General features: G+C 50.9%; 20 protein-coding genes. 13 read left to right on the top strand and 7 right to left on the bottom strand.

Annotation, left to right across the window (positions count from 1 at the left end):
* Window positions 1-322 precede the first annotated feature (322 nt).
* The 6 genes from AC07P6_RS30705 (at window position 323) to mnmE (ending at window position 4,448) form a co-directional block, all read left to right on the top strand.
* A complete protein-coding gene (locus tag AC07P6_RS30705) occupies window positions 323-403 on the top strand; it encodes a hypothetical protein (protein WP_420915787.1) in 81 nt (26 codons plus the stop codon).
* Between the two features lie 218 nt (window positions 404-621).
* Window positions 622-762, top strand: coding sequence for a 50S ribosomal protein L34 (gene rpmH / locus AC07P6_RS30700; protein WP_002220736.1), 141 nt, complete (start codon window positions 622-624; stop codon window positions 760-762).
* A gap of 15 nt (window positions 763-777) precedes the next feature.
* Window positions 778-1,137: a ribonuclease P protein component gene (rnpA, locus tag AC07P6_RS30695; RefSeq protein WP_004871829.1), complete on the top strand. Its 360-nt coding sequence runs from the start codon at window positions 778-780 to the stop codon at window positions 1,135-1,137.
* A complete protein-coding gene (yidD, locus tag AC07P6_RS30690) occupies window positions 1,101-1,358 on the top strand; it encodes a membrane protein insertion efficiency factor YidD (RefSeq protein WP_004871831.1) in 258 nt (85 codons plus the stop codon). Before rnpA ends, yidD begins: the two co-directional genes overlap by 37 nt.
* Window positions 1,359-1,360: 2 nt before the next feature.
* Entirely contained in the window at window positions 1,361-3,007 is a 1,647-nt protein-coding gene (gene yidC, locus AC07P6_RS30685) for a membrane protein insertase YidC (RefSeq protein ID WP_110276013.1), read from the top strand.
* Between the two features lie 76 nt (window positions 3,008-3,083).
* On the top strand, window positions 3,084-4,448 hold the full coding sequence (gene mnmE, locus AC07P6_RS30680; protein ID WP_182235414.1) for a tRNA uridine-5-carboxymethylaminomethyl(34) synthesis GTPase MnmE: 1,365 nt from the start codon (window positions 3,084-3,086) through the stop codon (window positions 4,446-4,448).
* A gap of 58 nt (window positions 4,449-4,506) precedes the next feature.
* Here the strand turns inward: mnmE and AC07P6_RS30675 are convergent, their stop codons facing one another.
* Complete coding sequence (locus AC07P6_RS30675; RefSeq protein ID WP_478315376.1) at window positions 4,507-5,226, bottom strand: HAD family hydrolase; 720 nt, start codon at window positions 5,224-5,226, stop codon at window positions 4,507-4,509.
* Window positions 5,227-5,319: 93 nt separating this feature from the next.
* Here AC07P6_RS30675 and AC07P6_RS30670 point away from each other — a divergent pair, with 93 nt between their 5' ends.
* The 5 genes from AC07P6_RS30670 (at window position 5,320) to AC07P6_RS30650 (ending at window position 9,928) form a co-directional block, all read left to right on the top strand.
* Window positions 5,320-6,207 carry a LysR family transcriptional regulator gene (locus AC07P6_RS30670; protein WP_478315375.1) on the top strand — a complete coding sequence of 296 codons (888 nt, stop codon included), beginning with the start codon at window positions 5,320-5,322 and terminating at the stop codon, window positions 6,205-6,207.
* 120 nt (window positions 6,208-6,327) lie between these two features.
* Window positions 6,328-7,512: an MdtL family multidrug efflux MFS transporter gene (locus tag AC07P6_RS30665; RefSeq protein ID WP_478315374.1), complete on the top strand. Its 1,185-nt coding sequence runs from the start codon at window positions 6,328-6,330 to the stop codon at window positions 7,510-7,512.
* A complete protein-coding gene (yidZ, locus tag AC07P6_RS30660; RefSeq protein ID WP_434661016.1) occupies window positions 7,481-8,440 on the top strand; it encodes an HTH-type transcriptional regulator YidZ in 960 nt (319 codons plus the stop codon). The genes AC07P6_RS30665 and yidZ overlap by 32 nt, the downstream gene beginning before the upstream one ends.
* A gap of 146 nt (window positions 8,441-8,586) precedes the next feature.
* The gene (locus AC07P6_RS30655) at window positions 8,587-9,324 is read left to right on the top strand and encodes a 4'-phosphopantetheinyl transferase family protein (RefSeq protein ID WP_478315373.1); all 738 of its coding nucleotides are present in this window, start codon (window positions 8,587-8,589) and stop codon (window positions 9,322-9,324) included.
* A gap of 37 nt (window positions 9,325-9,361) precedes the next feature.
* Entirely contained in the window at window positions 9,362-9,928 is a 567-nt protein-coding gene (locus tag AC07P6_RS30650) for an NADPH-dependent FMN reductase (RefSeq protein WP_182235420.1), read from the top strand.
* A gap of 49 nt (window positions 9,929-9,977) precedes the next feature.
* On the opposite strand, the gene adeP is transcribed toward AC07P6_RS30650, so the two are convergent.
* Window positions 9,978-11,315, bottom strand: a complete 1,338-nt coding sequence (gene adeP, locus AC07P6_RS30645) for an adenine permease AdeP (RefSeq protein WP_110276019.1) — start codon at window positions 11,313-11,315, stop codon at window positions 9,978-9,980.
* 167 nt (window positions 11,316-11,482) lie between these two features.
* On the opposite strand from adeP, the gene yieH reads away from it, so the two are divergent.
* Together yieH and cbrC are read left to right on the top strand one after the other, a co-directional pair.
* Window positions 11,483-12,148: a 6-phosphogluconate phosphatase gene (yieH, locus tag AC07P6_RS30640; RefSeq protein ID WP_478315372.1), complete on the top strand. Its 666-nt coding sequence runs from the start codon at window positions 11,483-11,485 to the stop codon at window positions 12,146-12,148.
* A gap of 11 nt (window positions 12,149-12,159) precedes the next feature.
* Complete coding sequence (cbrC, locus tag AC07P6_RS30635; RefSeq protein WP_182235422.1) at window positions 12,160-12,747, top strand: PF03691 family colicin E2 tolerance protein CbrC; 588 nt, start codon at window positions 12,160-12,162, stop codon at window positions 12,745-12,747.
* A 272-nt stretch (window positions 12,748-13,019) separates the two neighbouring features.
* Here cbrC and AC07P6_RS30630 read toward each other — a convergent pair whose 3' ends face one another.
* The 5 genes from AC07P6_RS30630 to phoU form a co-directional block, all read right to left on the bottom strand.
* On the bottom strand, window positions 13,020-13,739 hold the full coding sequence (locus AC07P6_RS30630) for a glucosamine-6-phosphate deaminase (RefSeq protein WP_478315371.1): 720 nt from the start codon (window positions 13,737-13,739) through the stop codon (window positions 13,020-13,022).
* A gap of 54 nt (window positions 13,740-13,793) precedes the next feature.
* Window positions 13,794-14,960 carry an alpha/beta hydrolase-fold protein gene (locus AC07P6_RS30625; protein ID WP_478315369.1) on the bottom strand — a complete coding sequence of 389 codons (1,167 nt, stop codon included), beginning with the start codon at window positions 14,958-14,960 and terminating at the stop codon, window positions 13,794-13,796.
* A gap of 41 nt (window positions 14,961-15,001) precedes the next feature.
* A complete protein-coding gene (locus AC07P6_RS30620; RefSeq protein ID WP_478315368.1) occupies window positions 15,002-16,648 on the bottom strand; it encodes a carbohydrate porin in 1,647 nt (548 codons plus the stop codon).
* Window positions 16,649-16,819: 171 nt separating this feature from the next.
* Window positions 16,820-18,697, bottom strand: coding sequence for a PTS beta-glucoside transporter subunit IIABC (gene bglF / locus AC07P6_RS30615; protein WP_478315366.1), 1,878 nt, complete (start codon window positions 18,695-18,697; stop codon window positions 16,820-16,822).
* 408 nt (window positions 18,698-19,105) lie between these two features.
* Window positions 19,106-19,831: a phosphate signaling complex protein PhoU gene (phoU, locus tag AC07P6_RS30610; protein WP_110276025.1), complete on the bottom strand. Its 726-nt coding sequence runs from the start codon at window positions 19,829-19,831 to the stop codon at window positions 19,106-19,108.
* Window positions 19,832-19,840: the final 9 nt, after the last annotated feature.

Raw genomic sequence — 19,840 nt, 5'->3', positions numbered from 1 at the left:
GGCGGACTCCACTCGAACAAAAATCGATATAAAAGAGAAACTGAAACAATCGTGATTGTTGGCACACGTCGACAAGACCCTGCATTAGCCGAAAAGCCCCTGCACAAAAGGGGTGACGTGCGAACCGCTATCTGCGGTTATTACCCGATGTGGATCATTGGATCACGATCGGGACCGCGGATCATAGCCTAAAGTGAGAAAGAGATCTTGTATTTCTCAACAGATTCTTCCCGATTTATCCACAGGAAGGATCGAAGCCGGGTAAGTGTAAACGATCCCGGGGAGAGTGAAGCACGATTTCAGCCGCATATTGGAAAAATTAATGAGCTATGCTGGTTTTGGGCTTAATCGATCTAACAAAGATCCTTTGCGATCCTTGCGCTTTATCCACCAGGTCGTATAATCCCCCACCCGGCGCGTAATGCCCGTTTTCCGCAACGTGCCATCGCTTATTTTTTGTGCGGCAAGGTGCGAGAAATAAGGAAAGAGAATTGACTCCGGAGTGTACAATTATTACAATCCGGCCTCTTTAATCACCCACGCTGAGGCGTAGGCCGTTCGAAATTCGTTCGGGTATACGCGAAAGTCAGTGAAATTATTCAAGTTTAGGTAGAAACCGCCATGAAACGCACTTTTCAACCGTCTGTACTGAAGCGCAACCGTTCTCACGGCTTCCGTGCTCGTATGGCTACTAAAAATGGTCGTCAGGTTCTGGCACGTCGTCGTGCTAAAAGCCGTTCTCGTCTGACCGTTTCCAAGTAATAAAGCTAACCCTGAGTGGTTAAGCTCGCATTTCCCAGGGAGTTACGTTTGTTAACTCCCAGTCATTTCACTTTCGTCTTCCAGCAGCCATTACGGGCTGGCACGCCGCAAATCACCATCCTCGGCCGCCAAAATTCGCTGGGGCATCCCCGCATCGGTCTTACTGTCGCCAAGAAAAACGTTAAACGCGCACATGAACGCAATCGGATTAAACGTCTGACGCGTGAAAGCTTCCGTTTACGTCAACATGAACTCCCGCCAATGGATTTCGTGGTGGTGGCGAAGAAGGGGGTTGCCGACCTCGATAACCGTGCTCTCTCGGAAGCGTTGGAAAAATTATGGCGCCGCCACTGTCGCCTGGCTCGCGGGTCCTGATAGGCCTGATTCGGGTCTATCAACGCCTGATTAGTCCGCTACTCGGGCCGCACTGTCGTTTCACACCAACCTGCTCTCAATACGGAATTGAGGCATTGCGCAGGTTTGGACTGATAAAAGGCAGTTGGTTGACGGTGAAACGCGTATTAAAATGCCACCCTTTACACCCTGGTGGTGACGATCCCGTCCCGCCTGGACCATTTGATACCAGAGAACACTAACGATGGATTCGCAACGCAATCTTCTTATCATCGCTTTGTTGTTCGTGTCTTTCATGATCTGGCAAGCCTGGGAGCAGGATAACAATCCTCAGCCTCAGCAGCAGACCACGCAGACAACGACCACAGCAGCGGGTAGCGCCGCCGACCAGGGCGTACCGGCCAGTGGCCAGGGAAAACTGATTACGGTAAAAACCGATGTGCTTGACCTGACCATCAACACCAGTGGTGGTGATGTTGAGCAAGCGCTGCTTTTGGCTTACCCGAAAGAGCTGAAGTCGACTGAACCGTTCCAGTTACTGGAAACTACGCCGCAATTTACCTATCAGGCGCAGAGCGGTTTAACCGGTCGCGATGGTCCGGATAACCCGGCTAATGGCCCGCGTCCGCTGTATAACGTCGATAAAGATGCGTTTGTGCTGGCTGATGGCCAGAACGAAATCGTCATTCCGCTGGCATACACCGATAAAGCAGGCAACGTTTTCACCAAAACTTTCACCCTGAAACGCGGTGAGTATGCGGTAAATGTCGCCTATAGCGTACAGAACGCCAGCGAAAAACCACTGGAAGTGTCGACCTTTGGCCAGTTGAAGCAGTCTGCCAATCTGCCGACGCATCGCGATACCCAGACAGGTGGTCTGACGACAATGCACACTTTCCGTGGTGCAGCGTATTCAACATCCGAAACGAAGTACGAAAAGTATAAATTCGACACTATCGTTGATAACGAAAACCTGAACGTCAGCACCAAAAACGGTTGGGTTGCCATGCTGCAGCAGTACTTTACTACCGCATGGGTTCCGCAGAACAACGGCACTAACAACTTCTACACCGCGAATCTTGGTAACGGTATTGTAGCTATCGGCTACAAGTCTCAGCCGGTTCTGGTGCAGCCTGGTCAAACCGATAAGCTGGAAAGCACCCTGTGGGTCGGCCCGGCAATTCAGGACAAAATGGCTGCCGTTGCGCCGCATCTTGACCTGACCGTTGACTACGGTTGGCTGTGGTTTATCTCTCAGCCGTTGTTCAAACTGCTGAAATGGATCCATAGCTTCCTGGGTAACTGGGGCTTCTCCATCATCGTTATCACCTTTATCGTTCGTGGCATCATGTACCCGCTGACCAAAGCGCAGTACACCTCCATGGCGAAGATGCGTATGCTGCAGCCGAAGATTCAGGCAATGCGTGAGCGTCTGGGCGATGACAAACAGCGTCAAAGCCAGGAAATGATGGCTCTGTATAAAGCTGAGAAGGTTAACCCGCTGGGTGGCTGCTTCCCGCTGATTATCCAGATGCCAATCTTCCTTGCGCTGTATTACATGCTGAGCGCTTCGGTTGAACTGCGTCATGCGCCGTTTATCCTGTGGATCCACGACCTGTCAGCACAAGACCCGTACTACATCCTGCCGATCATCATGGGCGCGACGATGTTCTTCATTCAGAAGATGTCTCCGACAACCGTGACCGACCCGATGCAGCAGAAGATCATGACCTTTATGCCGGTCATCTTCACGGTGTTCTTCCTGTGGTTCCCGTCTGGTCTGGTGGTGTACTACATCGTCAGCAACCTGGTAACCATCATTCAGCAGCAGCTGATTTACCGTGGTCTGGAGAAGCGTGGCCTACATAGCCGCGAGAAGAAAAAATCCTGATTCGGTATCGTTAAGCGCTAAAATGAAAGGCGGTCGAATGACCGCCTTTTTTATTGCCATAAAGTTGAGACTAACCATGAGCCATAACGACACTATCGTCGCCCAGGCAACCCCACCGGGACGCGGTGGCGTGGGCATTTTGCGTATCTCTGGCCTGAAGGCGCGCGACGTCGCACAGGCGATATTAGGCAAGCTACCGAAGCCGCGCTATGCGGACTACCTGCCGTTTAAAGACAGCGACGGCAGCGCGCTGGATCAGGGGATTGCGCTGTGGTTCCCTGGCCCGAACTCCTTTACCGGTGAAGACGTGTTAGAGCTTCAAGGGCACGGCGGCCCGGTGATTCTCGATTTACTGCTCAAACGTATTCTGACGCTGCCGGGCCTGCGTATCGCCAAACCCGGCGAATTTTCCGAGCGTGCGTTTTTGAACGATAAGCTCGATTTGGCTCAGGCCGAAGCGATTGCCGATCTGATCGACGCCAGCTCCGAGCAGGCAGCGCGTTCTGCATTGAACTCTCTGCAAGGTGCCTTCTCCACCCGCGTTAACCACCTTGTGGAAGCACTTACTCACCTGCGAATCTACGTGGAAGCGGCCATCGACTTCCCGGACGAGGAGATCGACTTCCTCTCCGATGGCAAAATCGAAGCCCAGCTTAACGAGGTGATTGCCGACCTCGACGCCGTACGCGCCGAAGCGCGCCAGGGCAGCCTGCTGCGCGAAGGGATGAAAGTGGTGATAGCCGGACGCCCGAACGCCGGGAAATCAAGCCTGCTTAACGCTCTGGCAGGCCGTGAGGCGGCGATTGTTACCGATATCGCCGGAACCACTCGCGACGTGCTGCGCGAGCATATCCATATCGACGGTATGCCGCTGCATATCATCGATACCGCCGGTCTGCGCGATGCCAACGATGAAGTTGAACGTATCGGTATCGAACGCGCCTGGCAGGAGATTGAACAGGCCGACCGCGTGCTGTTTATGGTCGATGGCACCACCACGGACGCCGTTGATCCCGCCGATATCTGGCCGGACTTTATTGAACGTTTACCGGCAAAATTACCGATTACCGTGGTGCGCAACAAAGCGGATATTACCGGCGAAACGCTGGGCCTGAGTGAAGTGAACGGCCACTCACTTGTGCGCCTCTCTGCGCGTACTGGCGAAGGCATAGATGTATTGCGCGACCATCTCAAGCAGAGTATGGGTTTTGAAACTAACATGGAAGGCGGCTTCCTCGCACGCCGTCGTCACCTGCAGGCGCTGTCAGACGCTGCAGAGCATCTGCAACAGGGTAAAGCGCAGCTATTGGGTGCATGGGCAGGTGAGCTGCTGGCGGAAGAGCTGAGGCTCTCTCAGCAATGTTTAAGCGAGATTACCGGCGAGTTTACTTCTGACGACCTGCTGGGACGGATTTTCTCGAGTTTCTGTATCGGTAAATAAGTTTCGTTTGTGAGCATTGACTAACCCGCATTAACTTTCTGTTAAAGCGGGTTTTTTATTATTTTTCTTTATCACCGTCACGGTACATTTCCATCTGTACACAATGTTCAGGTGTGAATAAAAGCACCCGAGCGCTATCGCCTTCTGCCACAACGCGAACCCCACGAAAGTCAGGGATAGTAAGCATTGCACCGTAAGGCAGTAAATCATCACCGCCGATCCCAACACAGTATGCTCCAGCAGCAACGGCGGAAGTGACTCCGCTGCGGGAATCCTCAAAAACCACAGTCTGATTCGCTGGGATCCCTAGCCGCGCCGCCGCCAATAGATAGGGGTCAGGATGAGGCTTACCTCTGGCGACATCATCACGCTCAACGATAACTGAAATGCAGGACTGAACATCAAGCATTTCAATCACCCGATCGATTTTCTCACGCCAGCCGCTGGTAACAATACCGACGGTGATCCCCACTTCCGTAAGGGAAGTAATAAGTTCCGCCACGCCAGGGATAGCCTCATAACTGGCTGTGTTTTCGACATAAATAATATGTTCCTGAACTTTCTGCCGATCGAAAAGAGGCAGGTCATTAAATAGCGCGCGAATCGTGTGTGGTCCCGGCTGACCATGAATATGTTTAATAATATCTTCGTCGCCAATTTCACGGCCGTACATTTTCGCGGCTTCACACCATGCACGCTCGATAACAGCATTAGAATCAATTAATACACCGTCCATATCGAAAAGAACCGCTAACTTTGTCGACTTATTTTGATACATTAATATCGTCCTTATTTATAATGAAAGACCTCTTAGCAAGTATGCTCTGACTTATGATAGAGTGTATAATTCCATTTTTTCAGAGTTCGATAAATGTCAGGAATGGATATAAGACTCATACGCGCATTTGTTACCGTTGCAGAACAGGGTAGCTACCACAAGGCCGCTATGGCCCTGCACCTCACGCAGCCAGCCTTATCCAAACAAATCCAGGCATTAGAGCAGCAGGTCGGTGGCGCACTTTTCCAGCGCGGACGCCACGGTGCGATACTCACTGAGCTTGGGCAGCAGTTGTTTTCGAAAGCTCACGATCTGGTTAAACAACACCATAGTTTTTTAAGCTACACACGAGAAATACAGAAAAAGAATAGCGATATCTTATTAATTGGGTTTGGCATTTCATCATTCAATACCGTTCCGGCATGGATTAACACATTTCAAAATATGCATCCAGGCATAGACATATCCGTGAGTCATATTCCATCAAGCGTGCAATGCAAATTATTAATGGATGGATCTCTGCATGTCGGTTTTGTTCGCCTTCCGATGACCGAACCGCTAAGTTCAATATTCATTAAACATGAAAAGCTTATTCTGGTGGTGCCATCAGCTAAAACCTGGCAGCAAAAAAGCGAGCGGGATATTTTAATGTCGAGCATAATATTACAAATTAATCCGGATCAAAGCCCCTGCCTGGCGGAACAAACAAGACAATATCTTCTGCAAAGCGACATCATAGCCGAACCCGCGTCCGTTACGGATGATATACATGCTTTATTGGCCCTGATCGCCGGGGGAAACGGCGTCGCGTTGCTACCAGAAAGCGTGCGTAACTTCCTCCCTGCCGGAGTGAGTCTGCACAATCTTGAAGGAAACCAGGCTGGCTGGGATATTGGTCTCGTCTGGAATTCGCAGATAAAGAATCATTTACGCGATCAATTTATCGAGACAGTAAAAAACAGCATAAAATCAAACGATTAATCTGTAACCATCTATCTTCGAAGTGTTTTTCCTTCCAGGAAATCATTGTTGTCCAAATGGCAACTCGTACTACCGTACGAACCCCACTATCCTGTACGACATTCATCTGTGAGGGGTTCTATGGCACGCTTTCTTATCTGTAGTTTTGCGCTGGTTTTGCTTTATCCATCCGGCATCGATATGTATCTGGTCGGCCTGCCGCGCATCGCGCAGGACCTGGGGGCCAGCGAAGCGCAGCTGCACATCGCCTTCTCGGTTTATCTCGCGGGAATGGCCGCCGCGATGCTGTTTGCTGGCCGTATAGCGGATAAATCAGGACGTAAGCCGGTTGCCATATTCGGAGCCATAGTCTTTGTTCTGGCGTCCCTGCTCTGTTCTCAAGCGCAGGTCAGTATCCACTTCCTGGTTGGGCGTTTTATTCAGGGGATTGGCGCGGGCAGCTGCTACGTCGTCGCCTTTGCGGTGCTGCGCGATACCCTCGACGATCGCCGCCGTGCCAAAGTCCTGTCGTTGCTAAACGGTATCACCTGCATTATTCCGGTACTGGCTCCGGTACTGGGCCATCTGATTATGCTGAAATACCCCTGGCAGAGCCTGTTCTATACCATGACCGGTATGGGCGTTCTGGTAGGCCTGCTTTCGATTTTTGCTTTGCGGGAAACGCGCCCAACCTCCGTGCCGCACACGGAAACGCAGCAAAACATCGCCCCCGAGTCGCTACTTAACCGCTTTTTCCTCAGCCGAATTGTCATTACCACCCTGAGCGTGACGACTATCCTGACCTACGTTAACGTCTCCCCGGTGCTGATGATGGAAGAGATGGGCTTCGATCGCGGTACCTATTCCATGGCGATGGCGCTGATGGCGCTGGTCAGTATGGTGGTTTCGTTCTCGACGCCGTTTGCCCTGACGCTGTTTAAGCCGCGCACGCTGATGTTGACCTCGCAGGTTCTGTTCTTTATCGCTGGCCTGCTACTTTGCCTCTCCACCAGCCAGACCATGACGATGCTGGGACTGGGGCTTATTTGCGCCGGATTCTCCGTCGGCTTTGGCGTGGCGATGAGTCAGGCTTTAGGGCCATTTACCCTGCGCGCGGGCGTCGCAAGCTCAGTTTTAGGGATTGCTCAGGTCTGCGGCTCTTCGCTGTGGATTTGGCTGGCGGCGATCGTCGGCCTCAGCGCAATGAATATGCTGATCGGGATACTCATTGCCTGTAGCATAGTAAGCATTGTTCTGATTATGGTCGCTTCCCCGTCGCGGGCCGCGCAGCGCTATGAAGAAACCCCTGTCGAGTCTCGATCTTAACTTACTCTTGTGCCTGCAGCTTTTAACACAGGAGCTCAGCGTCACCCGCACGGCGAAACGAATGAACGTCTCGCCGTCAGCGGTGAGTAAGTCGCTGGCCAAGCTGCGCGCCTGGTTTGACGATCCCTTGTTTGTTAAAACCCCTCTGGGACTGTCGCCCACGCCGCTGATGAGCAGCATGGAGCAGGATTTAGCGGACTGGATGCAGATGGGCAATCAGATCCTCGATAAGCCTCATCACACGATGCCAAGCGGTCTGAAGTTTGAGCTGGCAGCGGAGTCGCCGCTGCTGATGATCCTGCTAAATTCGCTTTCTCAGCGGATCTACCAGCACTATCCTCAGGCGCTGATCCGCCTGCGTAATTGGGATTACGATTCACTGGATGCCATTATTCGTGGCGAAGTTGATATCGGTTTTTGCGGGCGTGAAACCCATCCGCGATCCCGGGAACAGCTAAGTATGCTGCCCTGGTATATTGATTTTGAGGTTCTGTTTACCGACCTGCCGCAGGTGTGGCTACGCGCCGATCACCCCGCGCTCAGCGAGGAATGGAATCTTGACACCTTCTTACGTTATCCGCACATCAATATATGCTGGGAACAGAGCGATACCTGGGCGCTGGATGACGTGCTGCACGATTTGGGGCATAAACGCACCGTGGCGTTGACTGTGCCAGGTTTTGAGCAGTCGCTGTTTATGGCCGCACAGCCGAATCATACGATGCTGGCAACTGCGCCACGCTATTGTCAACGTTATAATCAGCAGCATCATCTACCGCTGGTCTCGCTTCCACTACCGCTTGAGCCATCGCTTCTGGAGAAAGTGCGCGTACCCTTCACGCTGTTGTGGCATAAGCGCAATAGCTACAACCCGAAGATCGTCTGGCTGCGAGAAACCCTAAGACAGCTCTATATCGACCCGTTATAGCCCTGGTTTGCCTCGTTTGCGCAATAAATTGTAAAATTCACACAATTTCCCTTTTCAAGAGGTCATTTCCGCATTAAAACCTGACTATTCTGAGCGATAATATTATTCGCAGTTTTTATCATTGACCATTAATCACGGAGCGACGAATGGCAACGCATTTTGCAAGAGGGATACTCAACACCAGAGAACCACAATCAACACGCCTGTCGGCGGCCTGTCATCAATCAGCAAGACGCCTGCCCGAGTACCGACAAAGCCGCTATCGTGCATCACGATCGCTACTCGCAGAACTACTCTTTATGTTGTATGGCATTAGCGAACTTCCAGAAATTATTGACGAAGAGAATGGAAAACCGGCTTTTCGCGACGAACATCTCCCGCGTTTCTCCATCTCCTATGCTGGTAATATCGTTGGCGTAGCACTCACCACCGAAGGGGATTGCGGTCTGGATATGGAGCTACGGCACACCTCCCAGGTTTTACATTCATTACATGATGCTGACCGCTACACTTTTAATAGCAATGAGCGTTTATGGATTAGCAACCAGCACGACCCCGATGAAGCACGCGCTCAACTGGCTGCACTACGAAAAAGTACCCTGAAACTGACCGGGGAATCCCCAGTTCACCTACAGCTTCTCCCGGGATCGGGCCGATTACGAACGGGCAGAATGCAGCCAATAGAAGCCGTCTGTGACGCCGAAACAGTGCTGGTCTGGTCCATCGCCGCAAGCCCGGATATTGGCCAACTAAAAATCTGGGAATATGGCGGCAAAGCGGGGTGGCACAGCCTGCCTGACGCGCAAGTTCGTGCAAAAGAGTTATCCACTCGACTCATGCGCTTTACCAGCTTACCAACCGAAAAAGCCTTCTCCCTCAACTGACCGGCCCGTCCGGCCATCATGATGCAAAGGAGCAATCATGTCTGATACGTTGAAAGTTGTTACGTTACTCGGAAGCCTGCGCAAGGGCTCTTTTAATGCCATGGTAGCGCGCACCCTGCCCGGCATTGCGCCTGCGGGAATGGAAATCTCCGCGTTACCATCCATTGGCGCGATTCCGCTGTACGATGCCGACGCCCAACAGGAAGAGGGATTCCCGCAAAGCGTGCAGGATATTGCTCAGCAAATTCGCGAAGCGGATGGTGTGGTTATCGTAACTCCAGAATATAACTACTCGGTTCCTGGTGGCCTGAAAAATGCCATCGACTGGCTGTCTCGTCTGCCAGAACAGCCCCTATCCGGCAAACCAGTATTGATTCAAACCAGCTCAATGGGCGCGATTGGCGGCGCGCGCTGCCAGTATCATCTGCGCCAGATTCTGGTCTTCCTCGATGCGATGGTGATGAACAAGCCAGAGTTTATGGGCGGTGTGATTCAGAATAAGGTCGATCCGCAGGAGGGGAAGGTGGTCGATCAGAGTACGCTCGATCATCTCAGCGGGCAGCTAAGCGCCTTTGCTGAGTATATTCAGCGGGTTAAAGCGTAGTATTGTTCCCTCACACTCGCCAGCATGCCGAGTGTGAGGGGAACGCGCATTAATGAGCGTCGATAAACACAATCTTCAGCACGAACAGCAGCGAAACCACAATCACGCATGGGCTGAGGTCACGCAGACGGCCGGTACCAATCTTCATCACGCAGTAAGAGATAAAGCCTAAGGCAATACCTTCGGTGATGGAGAAGCTAAACGGCATCATCACGGCAGTAATAAACGCCGGAACCGATTCGGTCAGATCATCCCACTTCACGCGCGCCAGGCTGGACGTCATCAGGACGCCAACGTAAATCAGCGCACCGGCTGCGGCATAGGCCGGAACCATGCCTGCCAGCGGCGACAGGAAGATAACCAGCAGGAACAGAAGACCAACCACTACGGCGGTTAAGCCAGTGCGGCCGCCAACGGAAACCCCTGAAGACGATTCGATATAGGCAGTCACGGAAGAGGTGCCAATAAAGGAACCCGCAACGGACGAAACGCTATCGACAAACAGCGCCTGCTTCATGCGCGGGAACTTACCCTTCTCATCGGCCAGACCGGCTTTATCAGTCACGCCGATCAAGGTACCGGAAGAGTCGAACAGGTTCACCAGCATAAACGAGAAGATAACTCCCGCCAGACCGAGATTCAGCGAACCCGCCAGATCAACATGACCAATCACCGTGGTGACGCTCGGCGGCGCAGAAACGATGCCGGTATAGTGAACATCACCCAACATCCAGCCCAGCAGCGTGGTGACCACGATTGAAACCAGTACCGCCGCGTGAATATTGCGGGAAGCCAGAATCGCGATAATAAAGAAGCCGAGAATACCCAGCAGTACGCTGTGGGACGTCAGGTTGCCAATACTCACCAGGGTGTCTTTGTTTGCGACAATCACACCTGCGTTTTTCAGGCCCATCATCCCGATAAACAGACCGATACCGCTGGTGATACCGACGCGCAGGCTAACCGGGATATTAGCAATCATCCAGTAACGTACGCGGAAAATCGTCAACAGCAGCAGGCCAACAGCGCCCCAGAAAATCGCGCCCATCCCGACCTGCCACGGCAGCCCCATCGCCTGGACCACGACAAACGCAAAGAAGGCGTTAAGGCCCATTGCTGGCGCCAGCGCCACCGGCAGGTTAGCAAACAGCCCCATCATGATGCTGCCGAATGCAGCGATCAGACAGGTGGTGACGAAAACGGCGCTGGTATCCATACCCGCCACGCCGAGAATCTGTGGGTTAACGAAAACGATGTACACCATCGTCAGGAAGGTGGTGAAACCTGCAATCGCTTCGGTACGTGCCGTCGTGCCATGTTCGCGGAGTTTGAACACGCGCTCCAGCAGACCCTGGCCAGAAGACTGGCTGGTTTGTTGTTGACTCATTATCGGTTTCCGAACAAAGGAGGGAAAATTCGTCGCTATCCTATACCAAAATGCGACAATAAGGGCAGTTGTGAGATACTTTTTTTCATTGATTTTACTTATACGGCAACGATTGCGTCTCACGAATCAGCATGACGAAAACGTTAACTTACTAAAATGGAAACGACATGACCCAACCAGAATCAGTATTTTTCGACTGTGACGGCACGCTGGTCGACAGCGAGGTGATCTGCTCCCGCGCCTACGTCCATATGTTCAGGGAATTTGGCATTACGCTGGATTTAGAAGAAATTTTTAAGCGCTTCAAGGGCGTCAAACTTTACGAGATTATCGACACCATTAACGCGGAGTACGGCGTTGACCTGCAAAAAGCGACTCTTGAGCCGGTTTACCGCGATGAAGTTGCACGTCTGTTTGATACTGAACTGGAAGTCATCCCTGGCGCACAGGCGCTGCTGGATGCGGTCAAGGTGCCGATGTGCGTGGTCTCCAACGGCCCGGTGAGCAAAATGCAGCACTCTCTCGGCAAAACCGGAATGCTGCACCATTTTCCTGAGCGTCTTTACAGCGGGTACGACATCCAGCGCTGGAAGCCCGATCCGGCCCTGATGCTCCATGCCGCAAAAGCGATGAACGTGAACGTCGAGAACTGCATACTGGTCGATGATTCCAGCGCAGGTGCGCAGTCAGGGATCGCTGCCGGAATGGAGGTGTTCTACTTCTGCGCCGATCCGCACAACAAGCCGATCGTGCATCCGAAAGTGACGACGTTTACCCACCTGGACGAACTGCCGAAACTGTGGAAAGCGCGCGGGTGGGATATAACATCATAAGAGGGATTTTAATGCGCCAGACAAAACCGTTACCCGCCTTTAAATATCATCCCGATCCCCTGGCAACAGGGGCATTTGTCGATGATAAAACCGTTGTCTGCCAATGCTGTGAACAGCAGACATCGGTTTACTATACTTCCCCGTTCTACTGCGTTGATGACGTCGAGCAGCTCTGCCCGTGGTGTATCGCCGATGGCTCCGCTGCGGAAAAATTCAACGGCAGCTTTCAGGACGAATGCAGCGTGGAAGGACTGCAGGGGCAATTTGATGAAGAAGGTGAATTTGACGGCCATTTCATCAGTCCATATAGCAAAGAACAGGAACTTGAACTGGTAACTCGAACGCCGGGATATCGGGGCTGGCAACAGGAGTTCTGGCTTGCTCACTGCGGCGATTTCTGCGCCTTTATCGGCTACGTCGGATGGGATGAAATTAAAGATCGTTTAGATGAATTTGCCGATCTCGCCGGTGACTGTGCCGACTTTGGCATCGATTCAGACGATCTCTCCAGATATCTTCGCAATAACGGCGATTGTCAGGGCTACCTGTTCCGCTGCCTGAGCTGCGGTAAATTACGCTTATGGGCAGATTTCTCATAGGAAGGATATTCTGATCCCGGCTAGCCTTGGTGATGATGCAGATACCACCGCTGCGATTACTGGGCTAACGCAGAAACTGCTGGCAAAGTCTGAATGCTAATGCTGATTGGAGACCAGAATTGCAGGAAATCCCCGGAGGCGATGCTGTGCATCTGTCCGGGCTACCGGTCCGCAGACGATGGTGAACCTGTAGCCCGGTCAGCGCAGCGCCACCGGGAATTTTGGGAGGTAATACCAAGCAAACCCAAACACATGGCTTCAGGTGAGCGATATCAACGGCTCAGCTCAGCAACCGCAGCTTTATCGGCAATAATCACCAATGAAGGATGCAGTTTCAGCACCGAGGCCGGAACCTGCTCGCTCACTTCACCCTCAATTACCTGTTTCAGCGCCTGAGCTTTCGCCGCACCGCTGACGATAAGCAGCAGATTTTTCGCCGCCATCACGCTTTTCGGCCCCATGGTAACGTAGCTATCCGGCACCACTGAGAAATCCCCGCCCATTTCGCCATGGGCAACGATACCAACCATATCCCCGGTAATAGGAAATTCAACAGTCGCATCATGGAAACGCGTGGTATTCGGCAAGTTACCGCAAAAATGGCCGTCAGCACCCAGCCCCATGACGATCAGGTCAAGGCCACCGTCTTCCTGCAACTGACGGTCATGGTGCATAAAGTTTTCATGGCTGAGCTTGTGGATGTTCTGTTCCTGAATCTGCGCGGGAGTGAAAAACAGATTACGCAGATTACTGATGGTGATGCCCTCACGATCCTGGCCGCGGAAAGGAATCTCATCAAAATTGTAATAATGAACCTGAGAATAAAAGGATTTCCCTTTGATGGCAGCAGTCAAATGTTCATACATTTTCTTCGGCGTGCTGCCTGCCGTCACCGCCAAATTCATCCTCCGCGGTGCGGTGATGTAGCCCAGAACATGATGGCTGGCGACCAGACTCATCTCTTCATAATCTTCCGTCACGATTAATTTCATTTTATCTCCCTGTAAATATTGAAGATAAGGGGCCTGAATCCTGGCCCCTTATTTTTACTTAAATAGCTTCTGCACAAACTCAGCGTAAGCCGGACGCCAGACATCCATTTCATGGTTCAGACCGGGATATTCATGGTAATCAAACTTGATTTTCTGCTTTTCCAGCTCAGTTTTCAGACCCGCAATATCCTTCCCGGTGACAACATCTTTCTCACCGACAACCACGGTAAAGTTACGCAGTTGCTTATTGATCGCCTGCGGCTGGTTTAGTTGTGCTTCCACGCCTGCATCCGGCACCGTTGTTGTCGTTACGCCACTAAACGTTGCCAGCCAACCAAAGCTTTCAAGGTGGTTCATTCCTGAAACCAGCGCCTGATAGCCGCCCTGCGACAGCCCGGCGAGCGCCCGGCCATCCGCGTCTTTACGCACATTGAAGCGCTCATCAATCAGCGGAATGATGTCGTTCATCAACTCTTTATCGGCCGCTTTGGCATTTAACGGATAGAACGTTTTGCGCCGCTCCTGCGGCGGGAAGTTCTCTGCGATCGCTTCAGGAACATCGGTCTCAGTATCCGGTACCACAACTAACATCGGCTTAATTTTGCCTTCAGCCAACAGGTTATCCATGATTTGCGGGATGCGTCCCTGATCGATGGCCGACAAGCCGCTGTCGCCAAAACCGTGATAGAAATAGAGTACCGGCAGCGGTTCGCCGGTACCGGTATAACCCGGCGGCGTCCAGACATAGGCACGACGTTCAGAATTCAGCGCCTTTGAGTGATAGGTCAACGTCCGTAACTCACCGTGAGCAACCGCCCGATCGTCAAGAATGCTGCCCGGCACCAGAATCAGGCTGGTATTCACCTGGCGCTGCGGCTTCTGATAGCGGCTGCCGGTATCAACAGAGCGGAATCCATCAACATCAAAATAGTATTCGTAGAGGTTAGGGGCCAGAGCTTCGCCTTTCCACGTCCAGATCCCCTGCTCGTCTTTAGTCATATCGTGAGAAAAAAAGGTATCCGGCGTTGCGCCCGTCACCACGGAGACGCGTTTTGCGCCCGGCGCAAACAGGCGGAAGGTTATGCTCTTATCAGCGTTAACCTGCGTAATATACTGGCTGACTGGGATCGACCCGTTTGGCGTTGCCGGAAACGGCGCGGCATGGGCGGTAAACGCGGCACCCGCCAGCGCCAGAGCGAAATAAATAGCATGTCGTTTCATCGTGATTCCTCTTGAAAATTTTGTCCTGACCGTTGCCAGCTTTACCACCAGATTTCAGCCTGGGCGCCAACGGCAAATTGATCGTTTTTACCATCTTCAAAAATGCTGCTGGTATTGCTGTTCGCTGCCTTATCCAGGTCGATGTCCTTCGCTTTAATATAAGTCGCATAGAAACGGATTTCCGGGCGGGAGGTCAGCATACTGGTATTCACTTTGAAGGTATGGAACAGCGTGGTCTTATAGCCAGACTCGTTATATTTCTTGCCAGTTAGATCTTTGTTCTGCTGCTTGAAGTACCCCAGCTCAACGCCGGTCTGGTTGTATTTATCCCAGATATAGGCAGGGCGGACGACGGCGCGAATGGATTCAAAGTCTGAATGTGCGCCCGTTTCATAGCTATAAACGTCATTACCGAAGGAGTAAACAATCGCGTTGGCCAGAATCACGTCATCACGCAGGTAGGTTTCACCCTGCGAGGTTAAACGGACGGCGGTACCGTTGGTATGATCGCCATAGTATCTGCCGTTAAAGGTTGTGTACGGACTGGACCCCGCATAGCGTGAGAAGCTGCTGGCAATCGAGTTATTTGCCAACAGGAATGAAAATTCGTTAAACCCGCCGTTATCAAATTTCTGCGTTAACGACGTTCCTGCCATCCAGGTATCTTTCCACTCATAATATCCATTATTTCCTTCATTATATTTCTCTGATGAGCTCTGATTCGCCGCCACATAACGCCCTGAAACCATCAGCGAAGCTTTATCCCAGAGAGGAATTTCTTTATAACGAATATCAATGGTATTGGTGTTAATTTGCTGGCTTTTGGTCAACGAGCGGTTGTAATCATCAACGTCTTCGCGTACCAGAGCGATATCAAATTTACCCGCGCCCACCTTCCAGTTTTCAAGGCCAACACCGGCCGCTGCATCCGTTCTCTGGGTTTTCCAGTCCAGCATCTGGATTTCAATTTTCGGCGCACCGTGCTTACCGACCCAGAAATCCTCTTCCGGCGCGAACGGCAGGAAACCTTTGGTATTCACGTACATATCAGAGAACTGCATATAGTTCTCACCACCAGCGTTATCGCCGAACCAGCCAGTGGAATATTGCTGGCCAACGTTACCGTCAAGCATAACTATCGCATCAACACGCTTATTGCCTTCCTGATAAACCCGCTGCTTGAGCTGCAAATCAAACCAGCCGGAATATTCGTTACCAAAGCGGCCAAGCGAACCGATTGCCCAGGACTTTGGCGATCCATGCGATGCGGTTCCCCAGCCAGAGCGGTAGTAACCGTTGTAGCTAAAGCCGATTTCATCCTTCACAAACTTACTGAAATCTTTCATCGTCATGGAGCTATAAATAGATTCTCCATTAGCCGCGGTTTGATCATTTCTTACCAGTACGGCGGCCGGTTTTTGCGCACTGCCCGCAGGTGCCGGAGCGCTCACTACCTGTTGAACTGCATTTCCTTTATTACCGCCAGACTGAGTATTTGAGACCCATATCTGATTCCGGGTCTTTTCTTCATCTTTGTATTTTTTAAGCTCTTTCTGCGTATCCTTAAGCGCCTGTTCCAGAAGTTCAAGACGTTGCTCAACCGTCAGCGATTCCGCCATGGCATTAGCGGTATAAGCAAGCGGGGCCATAAGAATCATTGCAGATGTAATCAGATTTCTTTTAAACATAATATCCCTTTATCTAAGTATTGGCATAAAACGGAATACCGTTAGAAAATAAATGCGCCAGATAACACTCCGGCTCTGACGCTATATAAAAACGTTATCATTCAAACGCAAAGATTAAAGATGCCTCCTTTAAACTCATGGTTACAGGAAAGAAAAACCTGTCATTTATGCTTATTTAATGATTGACAGAAGCTCACTCCCGGAAAGAACCTGCTCCTTCCCTAAAACCAGAACATCCATATAATCATCACTATTGGTTATTAGTATTGGCGTCACGAGATTAAAACCAGCGGCAGATATCGCGGGGAGGTCAAAAGATAATAAGAGATCGCCCGTAGAAATTTTATCACCGACATCAATATGAGAAGTAAAATGCTGTCCCTTCAATTTAACGGTATCAAGGCCAACATGAATAAGGATCTCCGCGCCATCATTAGACTTAATACCAATGGCGTGTAATGACTCAAATAAAGAGATAACCTCGCCCGAAACGGGAGAATAGACCGTACCGCTATTAGGTAGAATCGCGATGCCTTTACCTAATAAACCGCTGGCGAAAGTGTTATCAGGTACCAGCTCCAGGGGAACGATAGTTCCGTTCATGGGAGAGGCGATCGTTTCAAATTTCTGCAACGGTTGATTGCTCAGTTCAACGGTGGATTCTTCTGGTTGCGGTTGACTATTTTTCTTGCCAAAAATGCCGAACAACAGGGTACCAAGGAAAGCGAATCCCATTGCCAGGAAGCTACCGATAATGCAGGCCCAAACCGTGTAATCAACCCCCGTCGGTGGAATGGTTTGCATAAAGGTAAAAATACTCGGAACACCAAAAGAGTAAACTTTCGTCTGCGCGAAACCCACTATTGCAGCACCAATACCGCCGCTCACGCAGGCCACAATAAACGGATAACGACGCGGTAAGTTAACACCATAAACAGCAGGTTCAGTGATACCAAAAAGTCCGGTTAACGAAGCTGACCCCGCCACCACTTTTTTCTGTGCATCGCGTTCGCTGATAAAAATAGCCAGCGCAGCGCCCACCTGAGCCAGAATGGCTGGCGTCATTAGCGGCAGCATCGTGTCATAACCGAGCACGGTAAAGTTATTGATACATAACGGCACCAACCCCCAATGCAGGCCAAACATTACGAACACCTGCCACAATCCGCCCATCACTGCACCAGCTAACCAGGGCGCTGTTTGATAGAGAAACTGATAGGCCAGCGCCAGCATTTCACTCAGCCATGTAGACACCGGACCTACCGCTAAAAAGGTGAGCGGCGTAATAACGACCAGGCAAATCAGAGGAGAAAAGAAGTTTTTGATGGCTGAAGGCAGCCAGCGGTTCAATCTTTTCTCCAACAGGCTACAGAGCCAGGCAGAAAAAATAATCGGGATCACGGAAGAGGTATAATTGATAAAGGTAATCGGCATACCCAGAAAATGCAGGATCGGGTTATCCGGGTTTTGCGCTTTTTCAAATGCCTGCAAAATCAATGGGTGAGTTAGCGCCCCACCAATCACCATCGTAGTAAACGGGTTACAACCAAATCGTTGCCCCGCCGTGTAGCCCAGAATAATGGGGAAGAAATAAAACAGGGAATCACTGACGCTGAACATCAGTAAATAAGTACCGCTCTGCTCGGTTGTCCATCCGCAAACGAGCGATAATGCCAGAACACCTTTTAAAATACCGGTAGCTGCCATCAACCCTATAAAAGGCGTAAATATCCCGGAGATGATATAGATAAGCTTATTGAATATATTATCCTTATCCTCTTCTTTTTTTACACTATCAGCGTTATTTATTACCCCAATCAACCCATTAATAGTATTGAACATATCAGCAACGTGATTGCCAATAACAACCTGAAACTGGCCGCCGCTTTCGACAACCATAATAATGCCGGTGGTATTTTTAAGTCTCTCAGCCTGAGCTTTACTCCGATCGTGAAGCTTAAAGCGTAAACGTGTCGCACAGTGCATCAGACTAATGATGTTCTCTCGCCCGCCGACGCCAGCGATTATTTTTTCGGCTAATGCCTTCATGGTTTACCCTCAAACATCCTTGCTTAGAATCAAAAAAAACCTGAAGCAAATCACCTGTCTAAAACAGAGGTAATTTGCTTCAGGTTTTGCCCGCACCGCGGTAACAACCCCAGTATCTTGCTGATAGTGGATTATTTGGCAAAAAAAAACCTGACATCACCATGTGAATGGCGACATCAGGTTTTGCCTGCTTACGCAGTAACAATCCAGAGTTTTTAATTCGAGCCTTGTAATGACAAGTTACCCGATTAATGGTCCGTATTGTTGCGCTATAAAAATCAGATCACAATTAATGAAATTATTATTTGTGACGAAAATCTCACCGATTTTACTTCATTAAAACAAGAGAATCACAAATCATAAGTTAACCTGATAATTCCATTTATCAAGATTAGTTTTTGTGATTTATCACTCTTTAGGGTCTTTCCCCGCCAGCAGCTTATCCAGTTCATCGCCGCCAACATGACGGAAATCCTGACCTTTAACGAAGTAGAAAATATACTCACAGATGTTCTGGCAACGGTCACCGATACGCTCAATCGAACGAGCACAGAACAACGCGGTCAACACGCTTGGAATAGTACGCGGGTCTTCCATCATATAGGTCATTAGCTGACGCACAATGCCTTCATATTCCTGGTCGACTTTCTTGTCTTCACGGTAGATACGCACCGCTTCGTCCAGATCCATACGCGCGAAGGCGTCCAGCACATCATGCAGCATCTGCACGGTATGCCGCCCCAGCGATTCCAGGCTCACCAGCAGCGGTTGGTGCTGATGAGAGAATTTCTCCAGCGCAGTGCTACAGATTTTATCCGCCACGTCGCCGATACGCTCCAGCTCTGCGATGGTTTTGATGATCGCCATCACCAGACGCAGGTCGCTGGCGGTCGGCTGACGTTTGGCAATGATGCGCACGCAGGCTTCATCGATCGCCACTTCCATCATATTGACCTGTTTATCGCCATCGATAACGCGCTTCGCCAGTTCGCTGTCCTGGTTGTGCATCGCGGTGATCGCATCAGAAAGCTGCTGCTCCACCAGCCCACCCATGGTCATGACCTGAGTGCGGATGTACTCCAGCTCAGCATTGAACTGGCCGGAAATATGTTTGTTAAGATTTAGGTTGTCCATAGTATCTCC

Source organism: Klebsiella sp. GFKo11, assembly GCF_056490265.1.
This window is presented reverse-complemented; position numbering and strand designations above follow the sequence as displayed.